Source organism: Methylobacterium sp. (assembly GCF_028290105.1).
GTDB lineage: Bacteria > Pseudomonadota > Alphaproteobacteria > Rhizobiales > Beijerinckiaceae > Methylobacterium.
In genome coordinates this window covers 1-16679 of the sequence record NZ_JAQGKL010000287.1, presented here as the reverse complement: position 1 = coordinate 16679, position 16679 = coordinate 1, and the positions used below count along the sequence as shown (strand labels likewise).

General features: G+C 68.8%; 14 protein-coding genes and 1 pseudogene. 13 read left to right on the top strand and 2 right to left on the bottom strand.

Features of this window, described 5'->3' with window-relative positions:
* From JWQ05_RS19480 to JWQ05_RS19460, 5 genes are all read left to right on the top strand, one after another.
* The coding region (locus JWQ05_RS19480) for a Gfo/Idh/MocA family oxidoreductase (RefSeq protein ID WP_299662187.1) at window positions 1-816 on the top strand (816 nt) is incomplete at its 5' end.
* 531 nt (window positions 817-1347) lie between these two features.
* The gene (locus JWQ05_RS19475) at window positions 1348-2265 is read left to right on the top strand and encodes a LysR substrate-binding domain-containing protein (protein ID WP_299662184.1); all 918 of its coding nucleotides are present in this window, start codon (window positions 1348-1350) and stop codon (window positions 2263-2265) included.
* A gap of 109 nt (window positions 2266-2374) precedes the next feature.
* Entirely contained in the window at window positions 2375-3592 is a 1218-nt protein-coding gene (locus tag JWQ05_RS19470; protein WP_299662181.1) for a CaiB/BaiF CoA-transferase family protein, read from the top strand.
* Window positions 3589-4509, top strand: a complete 921-nt coding sequence (locus JWQ05_RS19465) for a hydroxymethylglutaryl-CoA lyase (protein ID WP_299662178.1) — start codon at window positions 3589-3591, stop codon at window positions 4507-4509. The genes JWQ05_RS19470 and JWQ05_RS19465 overlap by 4 nt, the downstream gene beginning before the upstream one ends.
* Before the next feature lie 175 nt (window positions 4510-4684).
* Window positions 4685-6007, top strand: coding sequence for an MFS transporter (locus JWQ05_RS19460; RefSeq protein ID WP_299662175.1), 1323 nt, complete (start codon window positions 4685-4687; stop codon window positions 6005-6007).
* A 375-nt stretch (window positions 6008-6382) separates the two neighbouring features.
* Here the strand turns inward: JWQ05_RS19460 and JWQ05_RS19455 are convergent, their stop codons facing one another.
* Window positions 6383-6676 (bottom strand): succinate dehydrogenase assembly factor 2, encoded by a 294-nt coding sequence (locus JWQ05_RS19455; RefSeq protein ID WP_299662172.1) that lies wholly within the window; start codon window positions 6674-6676, stop codon window positions 6383-6385.
* Window positions 6677-6898: 222 nt separating this feature from the next.
* Here JWQ05_RS19455 and recG point away from each other — a divergent pair, with 222 nt between their 5' ends.
* Complete coding sequence (recG, locus tag JWQ05_RS19450; protein ID WP_299662169.1) at window positions 6899-9046, top strand: ATP-dependent DNA helicase RecG; 2148 nt, start codon at window positions 6899-6901, stop codon at window positions 9044-9046.
* Window position 9047: 1 nt separating this feature from the next.
* Here the strand turns inward: recG and JWQ05_RS19445 are convergent, their stop codons facing one another.
* Entirely contained in the window at window positions 9048-9830 is a 783-nt protein-coding gene (locus JWQ05_RS19445) for a DUF502 domain-containing protein (protein ID WP_299662193.1), read from the bottom strand.
* A gap of 360 nt (window positions 9831-10190) precedes the next feature.
* On the opposite strand from JWQ05_RS19445, the gene JWQ05_RS19440 reads away from it, so the two are divergent.
* The 7 genes and pseudogenes from JWQ05_RS19440 to JWQ05_RS19410 all read left to right on the top strand — a co-directional run.
* On the top strand, window positions 10191-10454 hold the full coding sequence (locus JWQ05_RS19440) for a hypothetical protein (protein WP_299662166.1): 264 nt from the start codon (window positions 10191-10193) through the stop codon (window positions 10452-10454).
* Between the two features lie 350 nt (window positions 10455-10804).
* Window positions 10805-10996 (top strand): hypothetical protein, encoded by a 192-nt coding sequence (locus tag JWQ05_RS19435; protein ID WP_299662163.1) that lies wholly within the window; start codon window positions 10805-10807, stop codon window positions 10994-10996.
* 194 nt (window positions 10997-11190) lie between these two features.
* Window positions 11191-11952 (top strand): serine O-acetyltransferase, encoded by a 762-nt coding sequence (gene cysE / locus JWQ05_RS19430; protein WP_299662190.1) that lies wholly within the window; start codon window positions 11191-11193, stop codon window positions 11950-11952.
* Window positions 11953-12307: 355 nt separating this feature from the next.
* Window positions 12308-13699, top strand: coding sequence for a family 2B encapsulin nanocompartment shell protein (locus JWQ05_RS19425; protein ID WP_299662160.1), 1392 nt, complete (start codon window positions 12308-12310; stop codon window positions 13697-13699).
* The gene (locus tag JWQ05_RS19420; protein WP_299662157.1) at window positions 13686-15734 is read left to right on the top strand and encodes a family 2A encapsulin nanocompartment cargo protein cysteine desulfurase; all 2049 of its coding nucleotides are present in this window, start codon (window positions 13686-13688) and stop codon (window positions 15732-15734) included. The genes JWQ05_RS19425 and JWQ05_RS19420 overlap by 14 nt, the downstream gene beginning before the upstream one ends.
* 208 nt (window positions 15735-15942) lie before the next feature.
* Window positions 15943-16281, top strand: a complete 339-nt coding sequence (locus JWQ05_RS19415; RefSeq protein ID WP_299662154.1) for a hypothetical protein — start codon at window positions 15943-15945, stop codon at window positions 16279-16281.
* Window positions 16282-16374: 93 nt separating this feature from the next.
* Window positions 16375-16674: pseudogene (locus JWQ05_RS19410) on the top strand (NAD(P)H-dependent oxidoreductase subunit E); the annotation flags it as partial.
* Between the last annotated feature and the right edge of the window lie 5 nt (window positions 16675-16679).

Genomic DNA, 16679 nt, shown 5'->3' with positions numbered 1-16679 from the left:
CCGGCGGTGCCGCTTGTGGCGGATGCGGACGCGCTCATCGCGGCCAGCGCGTGCGTCTACGTGGCATCGCCGCCCGCCTCCCATCTCGGCTACGCCCGCAGGGCCGGTGCGGCGGGCAGAAGCCTCTTTCTCGAGAAGCCGCTCGCCGTCGATCTGGCGGATGCGCGCCGCTTCGTGGACGATGCCGACGCCGTGGGCGCGGTGAACTTCCCGTTCGCCTCCTCGCCGGCTGTCGCAACGCTCGCGCGCTGGATCGCCGAGGGGATTGTCGGGACCCCGCGCCGTCTGGTCATCGAGGTGGCCTTCGCGAACTGGCCGCGGCCCTGGCAGGCCGACGCGGCGGGCTGGCTCGACGCGCGCTCCGAGGGCGGCTTCACGCGTGAAGTCGTCTCGCATTTCCTGTTCCTCAGCCGGCGCCTTGTTGGCCCGCTGCAGGAGCTACGGGGCATCGCCGATTTTCCGGAGCCCGGTCGTTCCGAGCGGGCAATCGATGCGACGCTTCACGCGGGCGACGTTCCGGTGCGGGTCAGGGGGCGGGTCGGCGGAACGCGACAGGACGACCACAACACCTGGACCCTGGAGGGCGATGCCGGCACCGTTCGCCTGCGCGATTGGTCGATCGCGGAGCGGCGCCGGCCAGACGGGCTTTTCGAGGTCGCACCGGACGCGCTGCCCAACGACCGGGCGCGGCTGATCGCCCTCCGGCGTCAGCTAGACGGGGTCGTGCGGATGGCACACGGCGAGCCGCACCCTCTCGCCACCTTCACCGAAGCCTGGGACGTCCAGCGGATCGTCGAAGACCTCGTCGCCGCGTGAGCCCTTTTCCGCTCCGTCTTCCCTCGCGCGAGCGTGCGGACGATCGCCTCGACCGAACCGTCGCTGCACACAATCAATGCGGCTTGTCAGGACGAGGCCGTCGCATGTTCCTCGCGCGGACGCCGATGCGGTACTGACCGAGAAACCATTGTCATGGCTAGGAATGCTCGGTTCACTAAATCGGCATCTAAAAGCTGCTGTACTGTAAGCGACTCGACCTTGTCATAGAAGTGCATCCTCGCTGCGCTTGAAAGCTGTCATTCTTAGCGCCGCCGATATGCCGATGTGAGCATGCGTGGAAAAATTACAGCTCAGCGAAAGGCAGTTGGATCCGGCTAGCCCTACGAATTTAACACCTTGGTCCAAAGCGAGCGTCTAAGGGCACTTCATAACGCATCAGGCTGAGCCTCGTCGGCAGACCCTGATCGTCCACCTGAGAAAATTGACGGTCTCGAATTTTAGCGGAGATACATGATCCGTTGCCTACCGAGGCTCAAAACCGCCAACCTACGATACGCCAATGGAACGGTCATGCCAGTGGGGTCCACGTCGTCCAACCTGAACCGTCTCGACCTGAAGACGCTGCGGCTGTTCGCGGCGATCTGCGAGGAGGGGACACTGAACGGCACGGCACGGCGGGCCGCTATCGCCCCCTCCGCCGTCAGCAAGCGCCTCGCGGAACTGGAGCACCTGCTCGGGTGCGAGTTGCTCACCCGAGACCCCAAGGGGATGCGCCCGACGCTGGCCGGGGAAACGCTCCTGCACCATACCCGCCGGATGCTTGCAAGCGCCGAGCAGATCACCTTCGAACTCGCCGAGCATGCGCGGGGGGTGCGCGGTTTCGTACGCGTGCTGGCCAACCTGTCGGCCATCGTACAGTTCCTTCCCGAGGACCTGCACGCGTTCCTGGCGGTCCAGGCCAACATCCGGGTCGATCTGGAGGAGAGGCCGAGCAACGGTGTCGTGGCCGGCGTCGAGGAGGGCGCCGCCGACCTCGGCATTTGCGCCGGGAACACCGACACGCGCTCGCTCCGACCCATTCCCTACCGCCGCGATAGACTTGTCCTCGTCCTGCCCGCAGGGCATCCGCTGGCCGGGCGGGATGCGGTCGCGCTCGCCGACACTCTCGACTACGACCACGTGGGCTTGCATCGGGAGAGTTCGATCCACGCTACCCTGCGCGACGAGGCGCGGCGCCTCGGCCGGCCGCTGCGCCTACGCATCCACGTGCCGAGCTTCGATGCGATCTGCCGAATGGCCCAAGCCGGGATGGGCCTCGGCGTTGTCCCCGAACGCGTCCACGCGCTGCTGGGCCCGCCGATGAACCTGACGGCGGTGCCGCTTTCGGACCCCTGGGCCCAGCGTACCCTGAACCTTGTGGTTCGACCCGGGGCCTTGGCCCCTGCCGCATCCCTTCTCCTCGATCATCTCCACGAGACGTCCTGGTAACGGACGGGAGGGGCGTTCACCTCAGGAGAATGCAGGTTCGCGCATTACGTTTGGACTCAGAACGGTCGGCACAATAACTCATCTTCCAACAACGTTGGAGGAAACGTCGATGCAGAATGCAGCCGCCCTGTCGGCCGCCGGCCCGCTTGCTGGTATTCGCGTCCTTGAACTGGGTCAGCTCATCGCCGCGCCGTTCGCGACGAAGATGCTTGCCGAGTTCGGCGCCGAAGTCATCAAGGTCGAGTCACCGACGGATGGCGACCCTTTGCGCAAGTGGCGCAAGATGCACGAGGGAACCTCCCTCTGGTGGTACCTGCAGTCGCGCAACAAGAAGTCGATCGCGGTCAACCTGAAGGCGCCGGATGGTCTGGCCCTCGTCAAGGATCTCGCGCGAAGCGCCGACGTGGTGGTCGAGAACTTCCGACCCGGCGGCTTGGAGAAACTGGGTCTCGGCTGGGACGTGCTCTCGGAATTGAACCCGAAGCTCATCATGGTCCGCATCTCGGGCTACGGTCAGACCGGCCCCTATCGCGACCGGCCGGGCTTCGGCGCCATCGGCGAGTCCATGGGCGGCATCCGGTTCACCACCGGCAGCCCGGACAGCCCGCCCGCCCGCGTGGGCGTCAGCATCGGCGACACCCTGGCCTCCCTCCATGGGGTGATCGGCGCGCTGATGGCGCTGCTGCACGTCAAGACTGCGGGCGGCCAGGGCCAGGTCATCGACGTGTCGCTCGTCGAGAGCGTGTTCAACGTCATGGAGAGCCTCGTGCCGGAGTACGACCTGCTTGGCGAGGTCCGCACCCGTACCGGCGGTGCGCTGCCCGGCATCACGCCGTCGAACACGTACCCGACCATGGACAGCGGCTTCGTCGTCATCGCCGGCAACTCCGATCCGATCTTCCGCCGACTGATGAACGTCATCGGTCGGCCCGACCTCGCCGACGACCCGACGCTGCGCGACAACGAAGGACGCTCGAAGGTCGCCGGCATGCTCGACGGCGTGATCGGCGACTGGACCAGGGCGCGCGCCGTGGACGAGGCTCTGGCGGCCCTCGACGCGGCCGACGTGCCCGCGGGCCGGATCTACTCCGTGGCCGACATCGTCGCCGACCCGCACTACCAAGCCCGCGACATGATCCTCGACGCCGAGTTGCCCGGCGGCACACGGGTGAAGATGCCGGGTATCGTGCCCAAGCTCTCGGGCACGCCGGGCGCGGTGCGCTGGCAAGGGCCCGCCCTGGGTGCCCACACGGACTCCGTTCTCGCCGAACTCGGGCGAGATGCCGAGACCATCGAACGCTTGCGCCGCGAGGGAGCCATCGGATGACCGACGCCATGCTGATCCAGGAAGTCGCGACCCGTGACGGATTCCAGATCGAACCGCGCTATGTGGAGACCGCAGACAAGATAAGGCTGATCGACGCGCTCTCGGCCGCGGGCTTCTCGCGCATCGAGGTCTCGTCCTTCGTCTCGCCCAAGGCCGTGCCGGCGCTCCGCGACGCCGCCGAGGTCTTCGCCGGCATCGCACGGCGCCCTGGCACCGTCTACGTCGCCCTGGTGCCGAACCCGAAGGGCGCCGAGCGGGCGCTTGCGGCACGGGTCGACGAAGTCAACCTCGTCTGTTCGGTTAGCGAGACCCACAACCGCGCCAACATGGGCATGAGCCCCGACGCCTCGATGGAGGGCTTCGCCCAGATCATGGAGACCGTGAAGGGTGCCGACGTATCGACCAACGCCACGGTGGCCACCGCCTTCGGCTGCCCGTTCGAGGGCGACCAGCCGGCGGACAAGGTGATGGCGCAGGTGGAGCGCTACCTCGCCCTCGGGATCACCGGCGTGACGCTCGCCGACACCACCGGCATGGCTAACCCCGTCCAGGTCGAGCGGCTCGTGACCCGTGCGCTGGCCGTCGTACCGGCCGAGCGGCTGACCCTGCACTTCCACAACACCCGTGGGCTCGGCCTGGCCAATGTGCTCTCCGCCTACCATGCGGGCGCGCGTCGGTTCGATGCCGCCCTCGGGGGATTGGGCGGCTGCCCGTTCGCACCCGGCGCCACGGGCAACATCTGCACCGAGGATCTCGTCAGCATGGCGCACGAGATGGGCATCGAGACGGGCCTCGACCTCGACTCCCTGATCGGGCTGTCCCGCGACCTGCCGCGCCTCGTCGGCCACGACGTGCCGGGGCAGGTCGCCAAGGCCGGCCGGCCCTGCGACCTGCATCCGGTGCCGAAGGCGGCCTGACGCGCGAGCGAACCAAGCCGTACCGGCGGCGGGACGCTTTCCCGCGTCCGAGTCCACAGACGCCCAAACCTTGACGGAAGCCCTCGCAAGAAAGGGCTCCGGAATCCCGTGAGGCCTACGACCCGCGCCACGCGGGCAGGGCGTTCACGGCTCGTCCCCATCCCAGGAGGAAACCATGACCGCCGCTACAACGACCCCGCTCGCGAGCACACACGACATCACCGAGGCCAGCGTCGTCCGCAAGGTCGCGTGGCGGTTCATGCCGCTGATCATGGTCTGCTACATGTTCGCCTTCTTCGACCGGATCAACATCAGCTTCGCCAAGTTCCAGCTCCAGAGCGACCTCGGCTTCAGCAACGTCGCCTACGGGCTCGGCGCGAGCATGTTCGTCATCGGCTACGTGATCTTCGAGGTGCCCTCGAACCTGTTGCTGTACAAGGTCGGCGCGCGACGCTGGATTGCCCGGATCATGGTCTCCTGGGGCATCGCCACGGCGCTGATGGTCTTCATCACCACCGAATGGCACTTCTACGTGCTGCGATTCATCATCGGCGCGATGGAGGCGGGCTTCGCGCCGGGCATCCTGTACTATCTCACCCTGTGGTTCCCGGCATCCTTCCGGGGGCGCGTGACCTCGTTCATGTTCGTGGCCTCGGCCTTCTCGGGCATCTTCGGGGCGCCCGTGGCCGGCCTGATCCTGGGCGGCCTCAACGGCTTCGCGGGCTTGGCCGGCTGGCAGTGGCTGTTCCTCGCCGGCGGCTTGCCCTGCCTCATTCTCGGAGCGCTGGTGTTCTTCCGTCTGGACGACCGGGTCACTGACGCGCGTTGGCTGACGCCGGCGGAGAAGGCACTGCTGTCCTCGAAGATCGCGCACCACAACCGCGACATCGGCGACCATTCCCTCTGGGGGGCGATCAAGCAGCCGGGCTTCCTGCTGATCGGACTCGTCTACTTCCTGCTCCAGGTCGGCTCCTACGGACTGAACTTCTGGGGCCCGGACCTGATCAAGACCGCGACCGGGGGGACCGCAGCCTCCATCGGCTTCCTCACGGCAATCCCCTACATCTGCGGTGCCATCAGCATGATCTTGATCGGACGTATGTCCGATGCCTCCGGTGAACGGCCGAAGTTCGTGGCGGGGCTCGCCATCGCCGCGGCCATCGGCTTTTTCGCCGCCGGATTGTTCGATAAGCAGATCGTCCCCCTGATGTTCGCCCTGGCCCTGGTGGGCTCGGGCATCGTCGCCTCGATCCCGACCTTCTGGACGCTCCCGGCAAAGCTCGTCACCGGGGCGGGCGCCGCGGGTGGCATCGCGCTCATCAACACGCTCGGCCAGTTCGGCGGCATCGTCAGCCCCGTGGCGGTCGGTTGGGTCAAAGACCTGACGGGATCGACCACCCCGGCGCTCTACGCCATCGGGGTGGTCTGCCTCATCGCGGCCGGTCTAGCGCTGTTCGCCATGCCGGAAAGCCTGCGTCGCAGCGACCGCCAAGCCTGATCCGGCAGGTCACAACGTCTGCAACGCTTCACCCTGACTGGCGCGTCTCCATCATGGGGCAGGCGCCGGTCGAGCCTTCATTCATAGAACGGTAAACAAGCTAAGTTGCTTGGGCCGTGAGCTTGAGCATCGGACGATGCTAGGTCCGGCCATCCCCTTGGGTCGATGGAGTCCTTCGCTTTGCCTGCTTGGGTATCAGTGTTGATCCAATGTCCGTTCATGGACGGCGTGTCACCGAAAGCAGCCGGACTGCTCCCCACCCAACCCGGTCGGACGCCCCATTTCACGCCTCAGCCTGAAGGCTGACCTTCCCAGGGCCTGCCAAAACCCCCAAGCGACCCCTCGTGGGGGCGCACCGAGCGCCCAGTTCCGCCTCTAATGGATCGGCGCGTCGTGCTTGTGGAACGCCTTAAGGCGTCGGTACACCGGGGTGTCGTAGTTCTCGGGCGTCGCGTCCTCGCCCGTGAGCCAGCGGAACAGGTCGCGGTCGGGGACCTCGATCAGGGCCTCGAAGAGTGTCAGCTCCTCCTCCGTGAGGGTCCCGATCTCGGCGTCGGCGAAGCGGCCCATGATCAGGTCCATCTCGCGGATGCCGCGGTGCCAGGCGCGGAAGAGGGTGCGGCGGCGGCGCGGATCGAGGTCCGCGCTGGTGCGGGTGGTACCGGACATGCGGTCAGCCTGTGATGCGGTGGTCCGGGGATGCCGTGATCCTCCGACGGTCATCCTCGGATCTCGGCATTCCCTGCCCGGCCCCGGTGCGGCATCCGTCCCGGGACCAAGCGTTCAGGGACGTATATAGAGACAGCGGCTCACGCCACCATCCCGCCTTCGCGTAAAGCGGGGTCTCGTTGTCACTCCCCGTCCGCGCCCGAGTCCCTTCCGCCGAGCCGCATGACTGACCCCGCGCCCCGCCAGCCCCCGCTCCGCCCGAGCATCCTCGATGCCCTCTTCGCGCCTGCGCGCGGCCTGCCGGGGATCGGGCCCAAGATGGCGCCGATGATCGAGCGGCTGCTCGGCACCCCCGAGCAGCCCGCCCGGATCGTCGACCTGCTGTTCCACCTGCCGCAGGGGGGTGTCGCCCGCCGGATGATGGGCTCCATCGCGGAGGCGCCCCCCGGCGAGCCGGTGACGCTCGGCGTCACCGTGACGGGCTACCGGGCGCCGCAGGCCGGGCCCGGCCGGCGCCCGTTCCGGGTGCTGGTGGAGGACCCCACCGGCGACATCACGCTGGTGTTCTTCGGCATGCCCCAGGCGCGCGTCGAGAAGATGCTGCCGCTGGGCGCCCATCGCTACATCACCGGGCGCATTGACCTCTGGGACGGGCACCGTCAGATGGTCCACCCCGCCCGCGTCGTCGACGAGGCGGGCCTGGCCGCCCTGCCCAGCGTCGAGCCGATCTACGGCGCCACCGAGGGGCTGACCTCGCGGGCGATCTCGAAGCTCGCGCATTCCGCCCTGGAGCGCCTGCCCGTGCTGCCCGAGTGGCAGGACCCGGCCTGGCTCGAGCGCGAGGGGCTGCCGGCCTTCGCCGATGCGCTGCGCGCCGAGCACAAGCCCGAGAGCGCCCCGCCTCCCGTGCCGGAGGGCGCCACCGCGCCGCCGCGCTCGCCGGCCCGGCGGCGCCTCGCCTACGACGAACTCCTGGCCTCGCAGCTGGCGCTGGCGCTCACGCGCGCCCGCAACCGCCGGGCCCCGGGCCGGGCGAATGCCGGGGACGGGCGCTTGAGCGGCCGGATCGAAGCCGCCCTGCCCTTCGCGCTCACCGGCGCGCAGACCCGGGCGGTCGCGGAGATCCGCGCCGATCTCGCCTCGGACCGGCGCATGCTGCGCCTGCTCCAGGGCGATGTCGGCTCCGGCAAGACGGCGGTGGCGCTGCTCGCCATGGCCTCGGCCGTCGAGGTCGGGCGCCAGGCCGCGCTGATGGCCCCCACGGAGATCCTCGCCCGCCAGCATTTCGAGCGCCTCGCGCCCCTGGCCGAGCCCCTGCGCCTGCGCCTCCTCACCGGGCGCGACCGGGCCTCGGAGCGGCGCGCCACCCTGGCGGCGCTCGCCGCCGGCGAGGTCGACATCGTGGTCGGCACCCACGCCCTGTTCCAGGACAGCGTGGTGTTCGCCGATCTCGGGGTCGCGGTGGTGGACGAGCAGCACCGCTTCGGCGTGCACCAGCGCCTGGCGCTGGGCGCCAAGGGGGCGGCCGTCGACATCCTGGTGATGACGGCGACCCCCATTCCCCGCACCCTGGCGCTGACCTGCTTTGGCGACATGGACGTCTCGGTGCTCGACGAGAAGCCCGCCGGGCGCCAGCCCATCGCCACCCGCCTCGTCTCCACCGACCGCCTCGACGAGGTGGTGGCGGGCTTGAACCGCGCGCTGGCCGCGGGCGACCGGGTCTACTGGATCTGCCCCCTGGTGGCGGAATCCGAATTCGTCGACCTCGCCGCGGCCGAGGAGCGCTTCGAGGATCTCCGCCATTCCTTCGGGGACGCCGTCGGCCTGATCCACGGCAAGATGCCGGGGCCGGACAAGGACGCCGCCATGGAGCGCTTCCAGGCCGGCACCACGAAGATCCTCGTCTCCACCACCGTGGTCGAGGTCGGCGTCGACGTGCCGGAGGCCACCATCATGGTCATCGAGCATGCCGAGCGCTTCGGTCTCGCCCAGCTCCACCAGCTGCGCGGCCGCGTCGGGCGAGGGTCGCGTGCCTCCACCTGCCTGCTGCTCTATCGTGGGCCGCTCGGCCAGGTCTCGCGGGCGCGCCTGGAGATGATGCGCGAGACCGAGGACGGCTTTCGCATCGCGGAAGAGGACCTGCGCCTGCGCGGCGAGGGCGAGGTGCTGGGGACCCGCCAATCGGGGGTCGCCGCCTTCCGCCTCGCCAGCCTGGAGAGCGACGCGGAGCTGCTGCAGGTCGCCCGCGACGACGCGCAGCTCGTGGTCCAGCGCGATCCGGGCCTGAGGAGCGAGCGGGGCCGGGCCCTGCGCGTGCTCCTCTACCTGTTCGAGCGGGACGCCGCGATCCGGCTCCTCGGGGCGGGGTAGCTCAGGCGTCGACCTTCGGGGGCGCCGCTTCCCCCTGGGCCGCCCGCAGGGAGGCCGCCATGGCCTGGAACTTCGTCTGGGATTCCCTGGCTTGGGATTCCTTGGCCAGGGGCTCCTTCGCCCCCGGATCGTCGGGCTGGATCACGCCGGCCGACATCACCAGCTTGGCCGCGTCGTCGACGCTCATGGCGATCTCGATGATGTCGGCGCGCGGCAGGTAGAAGAAGAAGCCCGTGGTGGGGTTGGGCGCGCAGGGGAGAAACACGCCGACATGGTCGCCCCCCGGCGCCAGGGCGTTCTGCACGTCCGGGGCGGCATGCGCGGACAGGAACACCACCGACCAGGTCCCCTTCACGGGAAACTCCACGAGACCGACGGTGCGGAACGAGGTGCCGTTGGCGGAGAACAGCGTCTCGAAGATCTGGCGCAGGCCCTTGTAGAGCCCCGAGATCACGGGGGTGCGCGCGAGCAGCACCTCGCCGAACTCGACGACGCTGCGCCCGACGAGGTTGGCGGTGAGAAATCCGAGCAGCGTCACCGCCACGAAGGCGATGACGAGGCCGAGCCCGGGAATCGAGAAGGGCAGGTAATGGTCGGGCAGGTAGCTCGCCGGCACCAAGGGCTTCACCCAGCCGTCGATGAGGCTGATGAACCACCAGGTCAGGTAGATCGTGATCGCGAGGGGCCCCGACACGATGATGCCGGTGAGGAAGTAGGTGCGCAGGCGGCCCCGCGCGCTCACCCGGGGCGGGCGGGCGCCGGCCTCCTCGGGAAGCGGCGGCATACCCAAGCCCTGGCCCCCGAGATTGGGCGAGCCGGGAATCTGCGAGCCGGGAGCCTGCAAGCCGGGAGCCTGGGGGTTGGGCGACGGAGGAGTCGAGGGTGGGGTGCTGGGCGCCACGGATGCACTTTCGGCCGAGGGGAACGGCGTCTCGGGAGCCCGTGTCGCCGTGGACGCGGCCGAACGACGGTTCCCCGGGCAAGCTTGAGCCCCAACCTAGAGGTAGCCCCTGCCTAGAGGTAGCCCCTGCGCCGTCGCGGCTCAAGGCCGCTCGCCGAGGCAGATTGCAGGTCCCCTCGACCGGCCCGCCCGCCAAGGTGGGTCGCATTGCGGAGCGCACCCGCGCGGGCCTATTCAGGGGCCATGACCGAGAAGCTGACGATCCGCGCCCTGTGCGACCTGGGCCTCATCTCCGAGACCGACGTGAAGGCGGCGGTGGCCGCCTACATGGCCGACCCGATGGCGCCGCCCTTCGTCTTCGAGGCCGGCTATCGGCTCAACCTCGCCAAGGCGATCCGCCGCCATCCCGGCGCCAACGACTTCATCCACCGCAGCGGGGCCGGGCCGCAACTCAAGCGCCCCTTCGTCGAGGCCGCGATCTGGGAGGCGCGGCCCGAGCGGGAATGACCCCGCCGCGGCACGTGAAAGAACAACCCTGCTTCCGGACCGCGATCTCGGGGAAGGTCCTTGTCGTGTCGGGCCGCGATTTGAAAAATCGCTGTTCTTGACCTGACACAGGTTAAGTCCGACATTTACAGTCCAATGTCTGACGAAATCCAATCGTTTGAGCGTGCTTGTCACGAGTGCGGCCGGTTTTCTCCCGTGTCGTGATCCGTGACCGAACGTATCCCTGGCCGGTCTTTCCGGATCGCGGACCCGTGCCGCCTCGCCTCGCACGGGCGCCGGTCCGGTCGGTCCGCCTTCGGGCCAGGCACCCTCGAGCAACGCGGCAATCGACGAGACGATAGGGACGAACGATGGTTCTTGGGGATCAGGTTGTGTTCGCGAGGCTCGACGTCGCCGAAGCCCTCGGCATCTGGCGTCACGCCACGGGCCGCATCGTCGACATCGTCCCCGCCACCGACGGCTCCCAGGTGGTGGACGTCCAGTTCGACGGGCACCGCCTCCTGGTGGGCTACATCGCGGCCCTCTTCCAGCGTGTCGGCTGACCCTGGACCTTCTTCCACGCAAGGACGCGACACGCATGACGGCTGGTGCCCAAGGCTCTCGCGCCCAAACCACTCATGTCCAGGCCTCTGTCCAGGCCTCGCAGGTTCACGCCGCGCGCGTCTCGGGTAACATCCTGCGCCCGCCCCTGCGCAGCGTCAGCCAGAGCACCGCCGAGGCCGATGTCTGGCGGGCCATGCGCGCGGAGGCCGAGGCCGCCCTGATCGAGGAACCGCTCTATGCCGGGATCATCCAGGCGACGGTCCTCGACCAGCCGAGCCTCGTCCACGCCTTCGCCTATCGCCTCGCCCATCGGCTGGGCGACGGCGATCTCGCGCGGCTCTCCACCCGCGACCTCTGCCTCTCGGCCTTCGAGGCCGACCCGCATGCCGGCGAGCACGCGGTGCGCGACCTCGTCGCCATCCGCGAGCGCGACCCGACCTGCCGCCGCTACCTCGACCCCTTCCTGTTCTACAAGGGGCTCGCCGCCCTGGAAGGCTACCGCGTGGGCCACTGGCTCTGGCACCAGGGCCGCGCCACCCTGGCGCTCCACATCCAGAGCCGGATCTCCGAGGTCTTCGGGGCCGACATCCATCCCGCCGCGCGGATCGGCTCGGGCGTCTTCATCGATCACGCCACGGGTGTCGTCATCGGCGAGACCACGGTGATCGCCGATGACGTCTCGATCCTGCAATCGGTGACGCTGGGGGGCAACGGCAAGGAGAGCGGCGACCGCCACCCGAAGATCGAGCGCGGCGTGCTCCTCAGCGTCGGCGCCAAGGTGCTCGGCAACATCCGGGTCGGCGAAGGCGCCAAGGTCGCCGCCGCGGCGGTCGTTTTGCACGACGTGCCCGCCCACACCACGGTGGCGGGCGTGCCCGCGCGGGTCGTCTCCCGGATCAGCACCGCCGAGGATCCCGCCCAGAGCATGGATCAGTTTTTCGGCGACGGAATCTAGGAAAACAATTTTTCAATGGTCTCCTGCTGCGGCACGAGCCCACATAAGGTGATTCATCTCCAAAATCTCTGCTTTGTAGAATGAATTCAACATACAGAGACAAAAACAGTTGATCTCTCCTCCAAGACGCTAAAATTATAGAACATCATTTTGTTGACCGCTTTCGCCAACTGGCGATAGAAACGTCTCGCTTCCGCAAGCAACGCTTCCTTCGAGGCAGCGGAAGACCCAATCACCGTCGATCCCAGACGATCATCCCAAAGACAATCGAGCGCGCGATGGGCGCGGTTCCGGTGCGGCATTCGCCGCCCCGCGGCCGAGCCATGCCGCCTGCCGGAATACGGAGCGAATACCGATGAGTGGACCGGGTCTGAGCGTGAGCGCATCGGCGGCACGCAATCTCGCAACGGCGACCGTCACCTCGGTCCAGAACGCGGCCAACACCCCGCGCTGGTTCCACCGCCTGCTGCCCTTCGTCGACGTCGCCGGCGGCGTCTACCGGGTCAACCGCCGCGCCGTGGTGCTGGCCAAGCCCGGCCGGATCGAACTCACCGCCGAGGGCACGGAGAAGGGCGTGCGCCCGGCCTCCCTGCGGCGCATCCCGCTGTTCAGCCGCCTGGGCGACAACGAACTCGCCGCGCTGGCCTCCAAGTTCACCGCCTCCCAGCACAAGGCCGGCGAGATCATCGCCGAGGAGGGCACCACCGGCCGCAGCCTGACCGTGGTGGCCGAGGGCACGGTCGAACTGACCCTGTCGGGCCCGTTCAAGGGCCGCCTGCGCCAGGGGCTCGCCACCGGCGGCGACTATTTCGGCGACGGCGACCTCGTCGGCGAGAACGCGCCGGCCCCCGCCGTCAAGGCGCTCTCGGCGGTGACCCTGCTCACCCTCGACCGGGCGGCGATCGAGGACGAGGGCATCCGCTCGCGCATCACGCAGTTCGTCGAGGAGCGTGACCGCCTGAAGGGTCACACCAACTCCCACGGCGAGCAGGGCATCGAGTTGCTCGCCGTCCATACCGGGGAGCCGCGCCTGCCCACGACCTATGTCGATTACGAAATCGACCCGCGCGAGTACCACCTCTCCACCATCCAGACGATCCTGCACACGCACACCCGCGTCACCGACCTCTATTCCAACGAGATCGACCAGCTGCGCGAGCAGATCCGCCTCACGGTCGATGCCGTGAAGGAGCGCGAGGAGTGGGAGCTCTTCAACAATTCCGAGTTCGGCCTCCTGCACGAGGTCAGCCAGCGCCAGCGCATCCCCACCCGTGGCGGCCCGCCGACCCCGGACGACCTCGACGAGCTCCTGACCCTGGTCTGGAAGAAGCCCGCCTTCTTCGTGGCGCATCCGCGCGCCATCGCGGCCTTCGGCCGGGAGGCGACCCGGCGCGGCGTGCCGCCGGTGGTGATCCACCTGTTCGGCTCGCCCTTCCTCACCTGGCGCGGCGTGCCGATCGTGCCGAGCGACAAGCTGCCCATCGACATCGACCCGGTGACCGGCGCCCAGACCACCTCGATCCTGCTCCTGCGGGTCGGCGAGCACGAGCAGGGCGTGGTCGGCCTGCAGAAGTCCGGCGTCACCGGCGAGATCGAGACCGGCCTGTCGGTGCGCTACATGGGCACCAACGACCACTCCATCGCCTCGCACCTCGTGACCCGCTACTTCTCCGCCGCCGTGCTGGTCGAGGATGCCATCGCACGCCTCGATAACGTGCTGCTGGGAAACTACCATGACTACGCCTAGCGCGCCGGGTCTTCCCACCGGAGTGTTCGGCGATGCGGGCCACGCCGATCTCGTCGGGCGCCTCGCCCGCGAGATCTACGGCCAGGGTCAGGCGGCCTCCGCGCCCCTGACCCCCAACCTGCCGCAGACCCCGCAGGCGCCCCAGGCCCTGGAGAACATTCCTCAGGGCTTCGGCCACCAAGGCTTAGGTCACCAAGGCTTCGGCCACCCACTGGCGCCCAAGGCGGATCTGGGCACGCCCTCGATTCCGTCGGGGGCGGCGCCCTCGGGCCTGCAGCCCGACGCGTCGACCCTCGCCGCCCGCTCCTTCGGCGCGCCGGCGGTCGGCCTGCCCGGCCTCACCGGGCCGGGTTTCGCCCAGCCCTCGGGGTTTCCGTCGGTCCATCCCGAGGCGCAGGGTCCGCGCACCGGCCTGCCCGAGTTCTTCGTGCCGAGCGTGCCCGAGGTGGCCGCCGCCCTTCCCGGCGGCCTCGACCTCCACCGCACCATCGCCACGGACCACCCGCGCGCCAACGCCTTCGCCCACGGACTGGCCCCGTCCCTGGTGCCGGCGGCACCCGTGCCGGAGCGTGGCGCCAAGGATCTCGGCCATCGGGACACGGCGCGGGAGACAGCCCCGCGGACCGGCCGCACGGCGCAGGCCGCACGCCACGTGGAGATCGGCCACGAGCCGTTCTCGCCGGGTGAATACTACTTCCTGACCGACCGGAGCCGGACGGGCGAGCCTTCGCCCGCCGCGCCCCGGGTAGAGCCGCGCCACGGACATGGGGGGCATGTCTCTGCGCCGCATGTCTCGACGCAAGGCTCCAGCCCCGTGGCCGCGCCCTTCGACGTGGAGCGCGTCCGCCGCGACTTCCCGGCCCTGCACCAGAGCATCAACGGCCATCCGCTGGTCTGGCTCGACAACGCGGCCACCACGCACAAGCCCCAGAGCGTGATCGACGCGACGAGCGAGTTCTACGCCCGCCACAACTCGAACATCCACCGGGCCGCCCACACCCTCGCCGCCCGCTCCACGGACCTGTTCGAGGGCGGGCGCGAGAAGGTGCGCCGCTTCATCAACGCCGCCTCGACGGACGAGATCATCTTCCTGCGGGGGACCACCGAGGCGATCAACCTCGTGGCGAATTCCTACGGCCGCGCCAACATCGGCCCGGGCGACGAGATCATCGTCTCGACCATCGAGCACCACGCCAACATCGTCCCCTGGCAGCTCCTCACCCAGGCGACGGGGGCGACCCTGCGGGTGATCCCGGTCAACGACCGGGGCGAGATCATCTTCGAGCAGTTCGCGACCCTCCTGTCGGGCCGGACCAAGCTCGTCTCGATCACCCATGTCGCCAACGCGCTCGGCACCATCAACCCGGTGGCCGAGATCATCGCGCTCGCCCATGCCTACGGGGTGCCGGTGCTGGTGGATGCGGCCCAGTCCTCGCCGCACATCCCGCTGGACGTGCAGGCGCTGGATGCCGACTTCCTGGTCTTCTCCGGCCACAAGGTGTTCGGGCCGACGGGCATCGGCGCCCTCTACGGCAAGCGGGCACTCCTGGAGGCGATGCCCCCCTGGCAGGGCGGCGGCCACATGATCGAGGACGTCACCTTCTCGAAGACCGTCTACAAGGGCATCCCCGAGAAGTTCGAGGCGGGCACCCCGGACATCGCCGGGGCGGTCGGCCTCGGCGCCGCCCTCGACTACCTGGAGAGCGTGGGGCTCCCCGGCATCGCGGCCTACGAGCACGACCTGCTCGAATACGCGCAGGCCGGCCTGGCCGAGGTGCGGGGCCTGCGCCTCATCGGCACCGCCCACCACAAGGCCAGCGTGATGTCCTTCGTCATCGAGGGCCACGGGAACGAGGCGGTGGCCAAGCACCTCGACGCCCGCGGCATCGCGGTGCGCTCGGGCCACCACTGCGCCCTGCCGGCCCTGCGCCGGTTCGGCGTCGACCAGTCGGTGCGGGCCTCGCTCGCCTTCTACAACACCCGCGCGGACGTGGACGCCTTCCTGAAAGGCCTGCACGCCCTGCCCCGCCGCTGAGCGACCGGGCTTGACGATTCACGAGGACGCCGGCACTGCACTAGCGTCCTCGGCGCGTCCCGGGGCCGACTGAAACGCGTCTCGTCGCCCGGACCGGTGCGGGCGTGACGGCCACGCTAGGCAGACGGTCCCCCGTCTTCGGCGTAATGCGCCTGAAACCCGCTCGGGTGCGTTGAGTGCTCAACCCTGTCGGTCGGGAGGCCCAACGATGACGAACACGCACACCACTTCCTCGCAAGCGTCCGGAGCCCGGACCTGGGACGGATCCATCGCGCGCGGCTACGCGGCCGAGACCACGCCGCCCCTGACCGATGCGTTGCGCGAAGACCTCGAGACAGCCCTGAAGGGGGCGGGTTTCGATCTGCCGTTGTCCGATACCCTTGACGCGACCGCCGTCGAGCGGATCAACCAGGCCCTGGATGCTTTCGAGCTTGATCTCGGGGCCGTCGTCGGACCCAGGGTCGACACCATCTCCGCGGAGGGTATCCTCGCATTCCGACAGCGCTCGGAGGCGGGGCGCCCCCTGCGGGCTTATGGCGGCCAGTAGCAGCGCATTTTTTTGCATGCGTTGGCCTAGTTCGCGGTATATAGGTGTAAGAGACAAGGTGGTATTTTGTATGCCAGACACTAGGGCAAGGGCATGAGCGCGCACGACATCGGCGAGGTCCGCCGCTTCGACCATCCGGGCAAGGGGCGGGAGCGCATGCGGCCGACGCCCAAGGGGCGTCAGGTTGATCCACGCGCGAAGGTCGAGATCGAGGCGTTGCTAGGCGATCGTTCGCGCCAGCGCGACCTGCTCATCGAGTACCTGCACCTGGTTCAGGACACCTACGGCCAGATCAGCGCCGCCCACCTCGCGGCGCTGGCGGACGATATGAGTCTGGCCTTCGCTGTGGTATTCGAGACGTCTACCTTCTACTGGCATTTAGACGTGCTCAAGTAGTG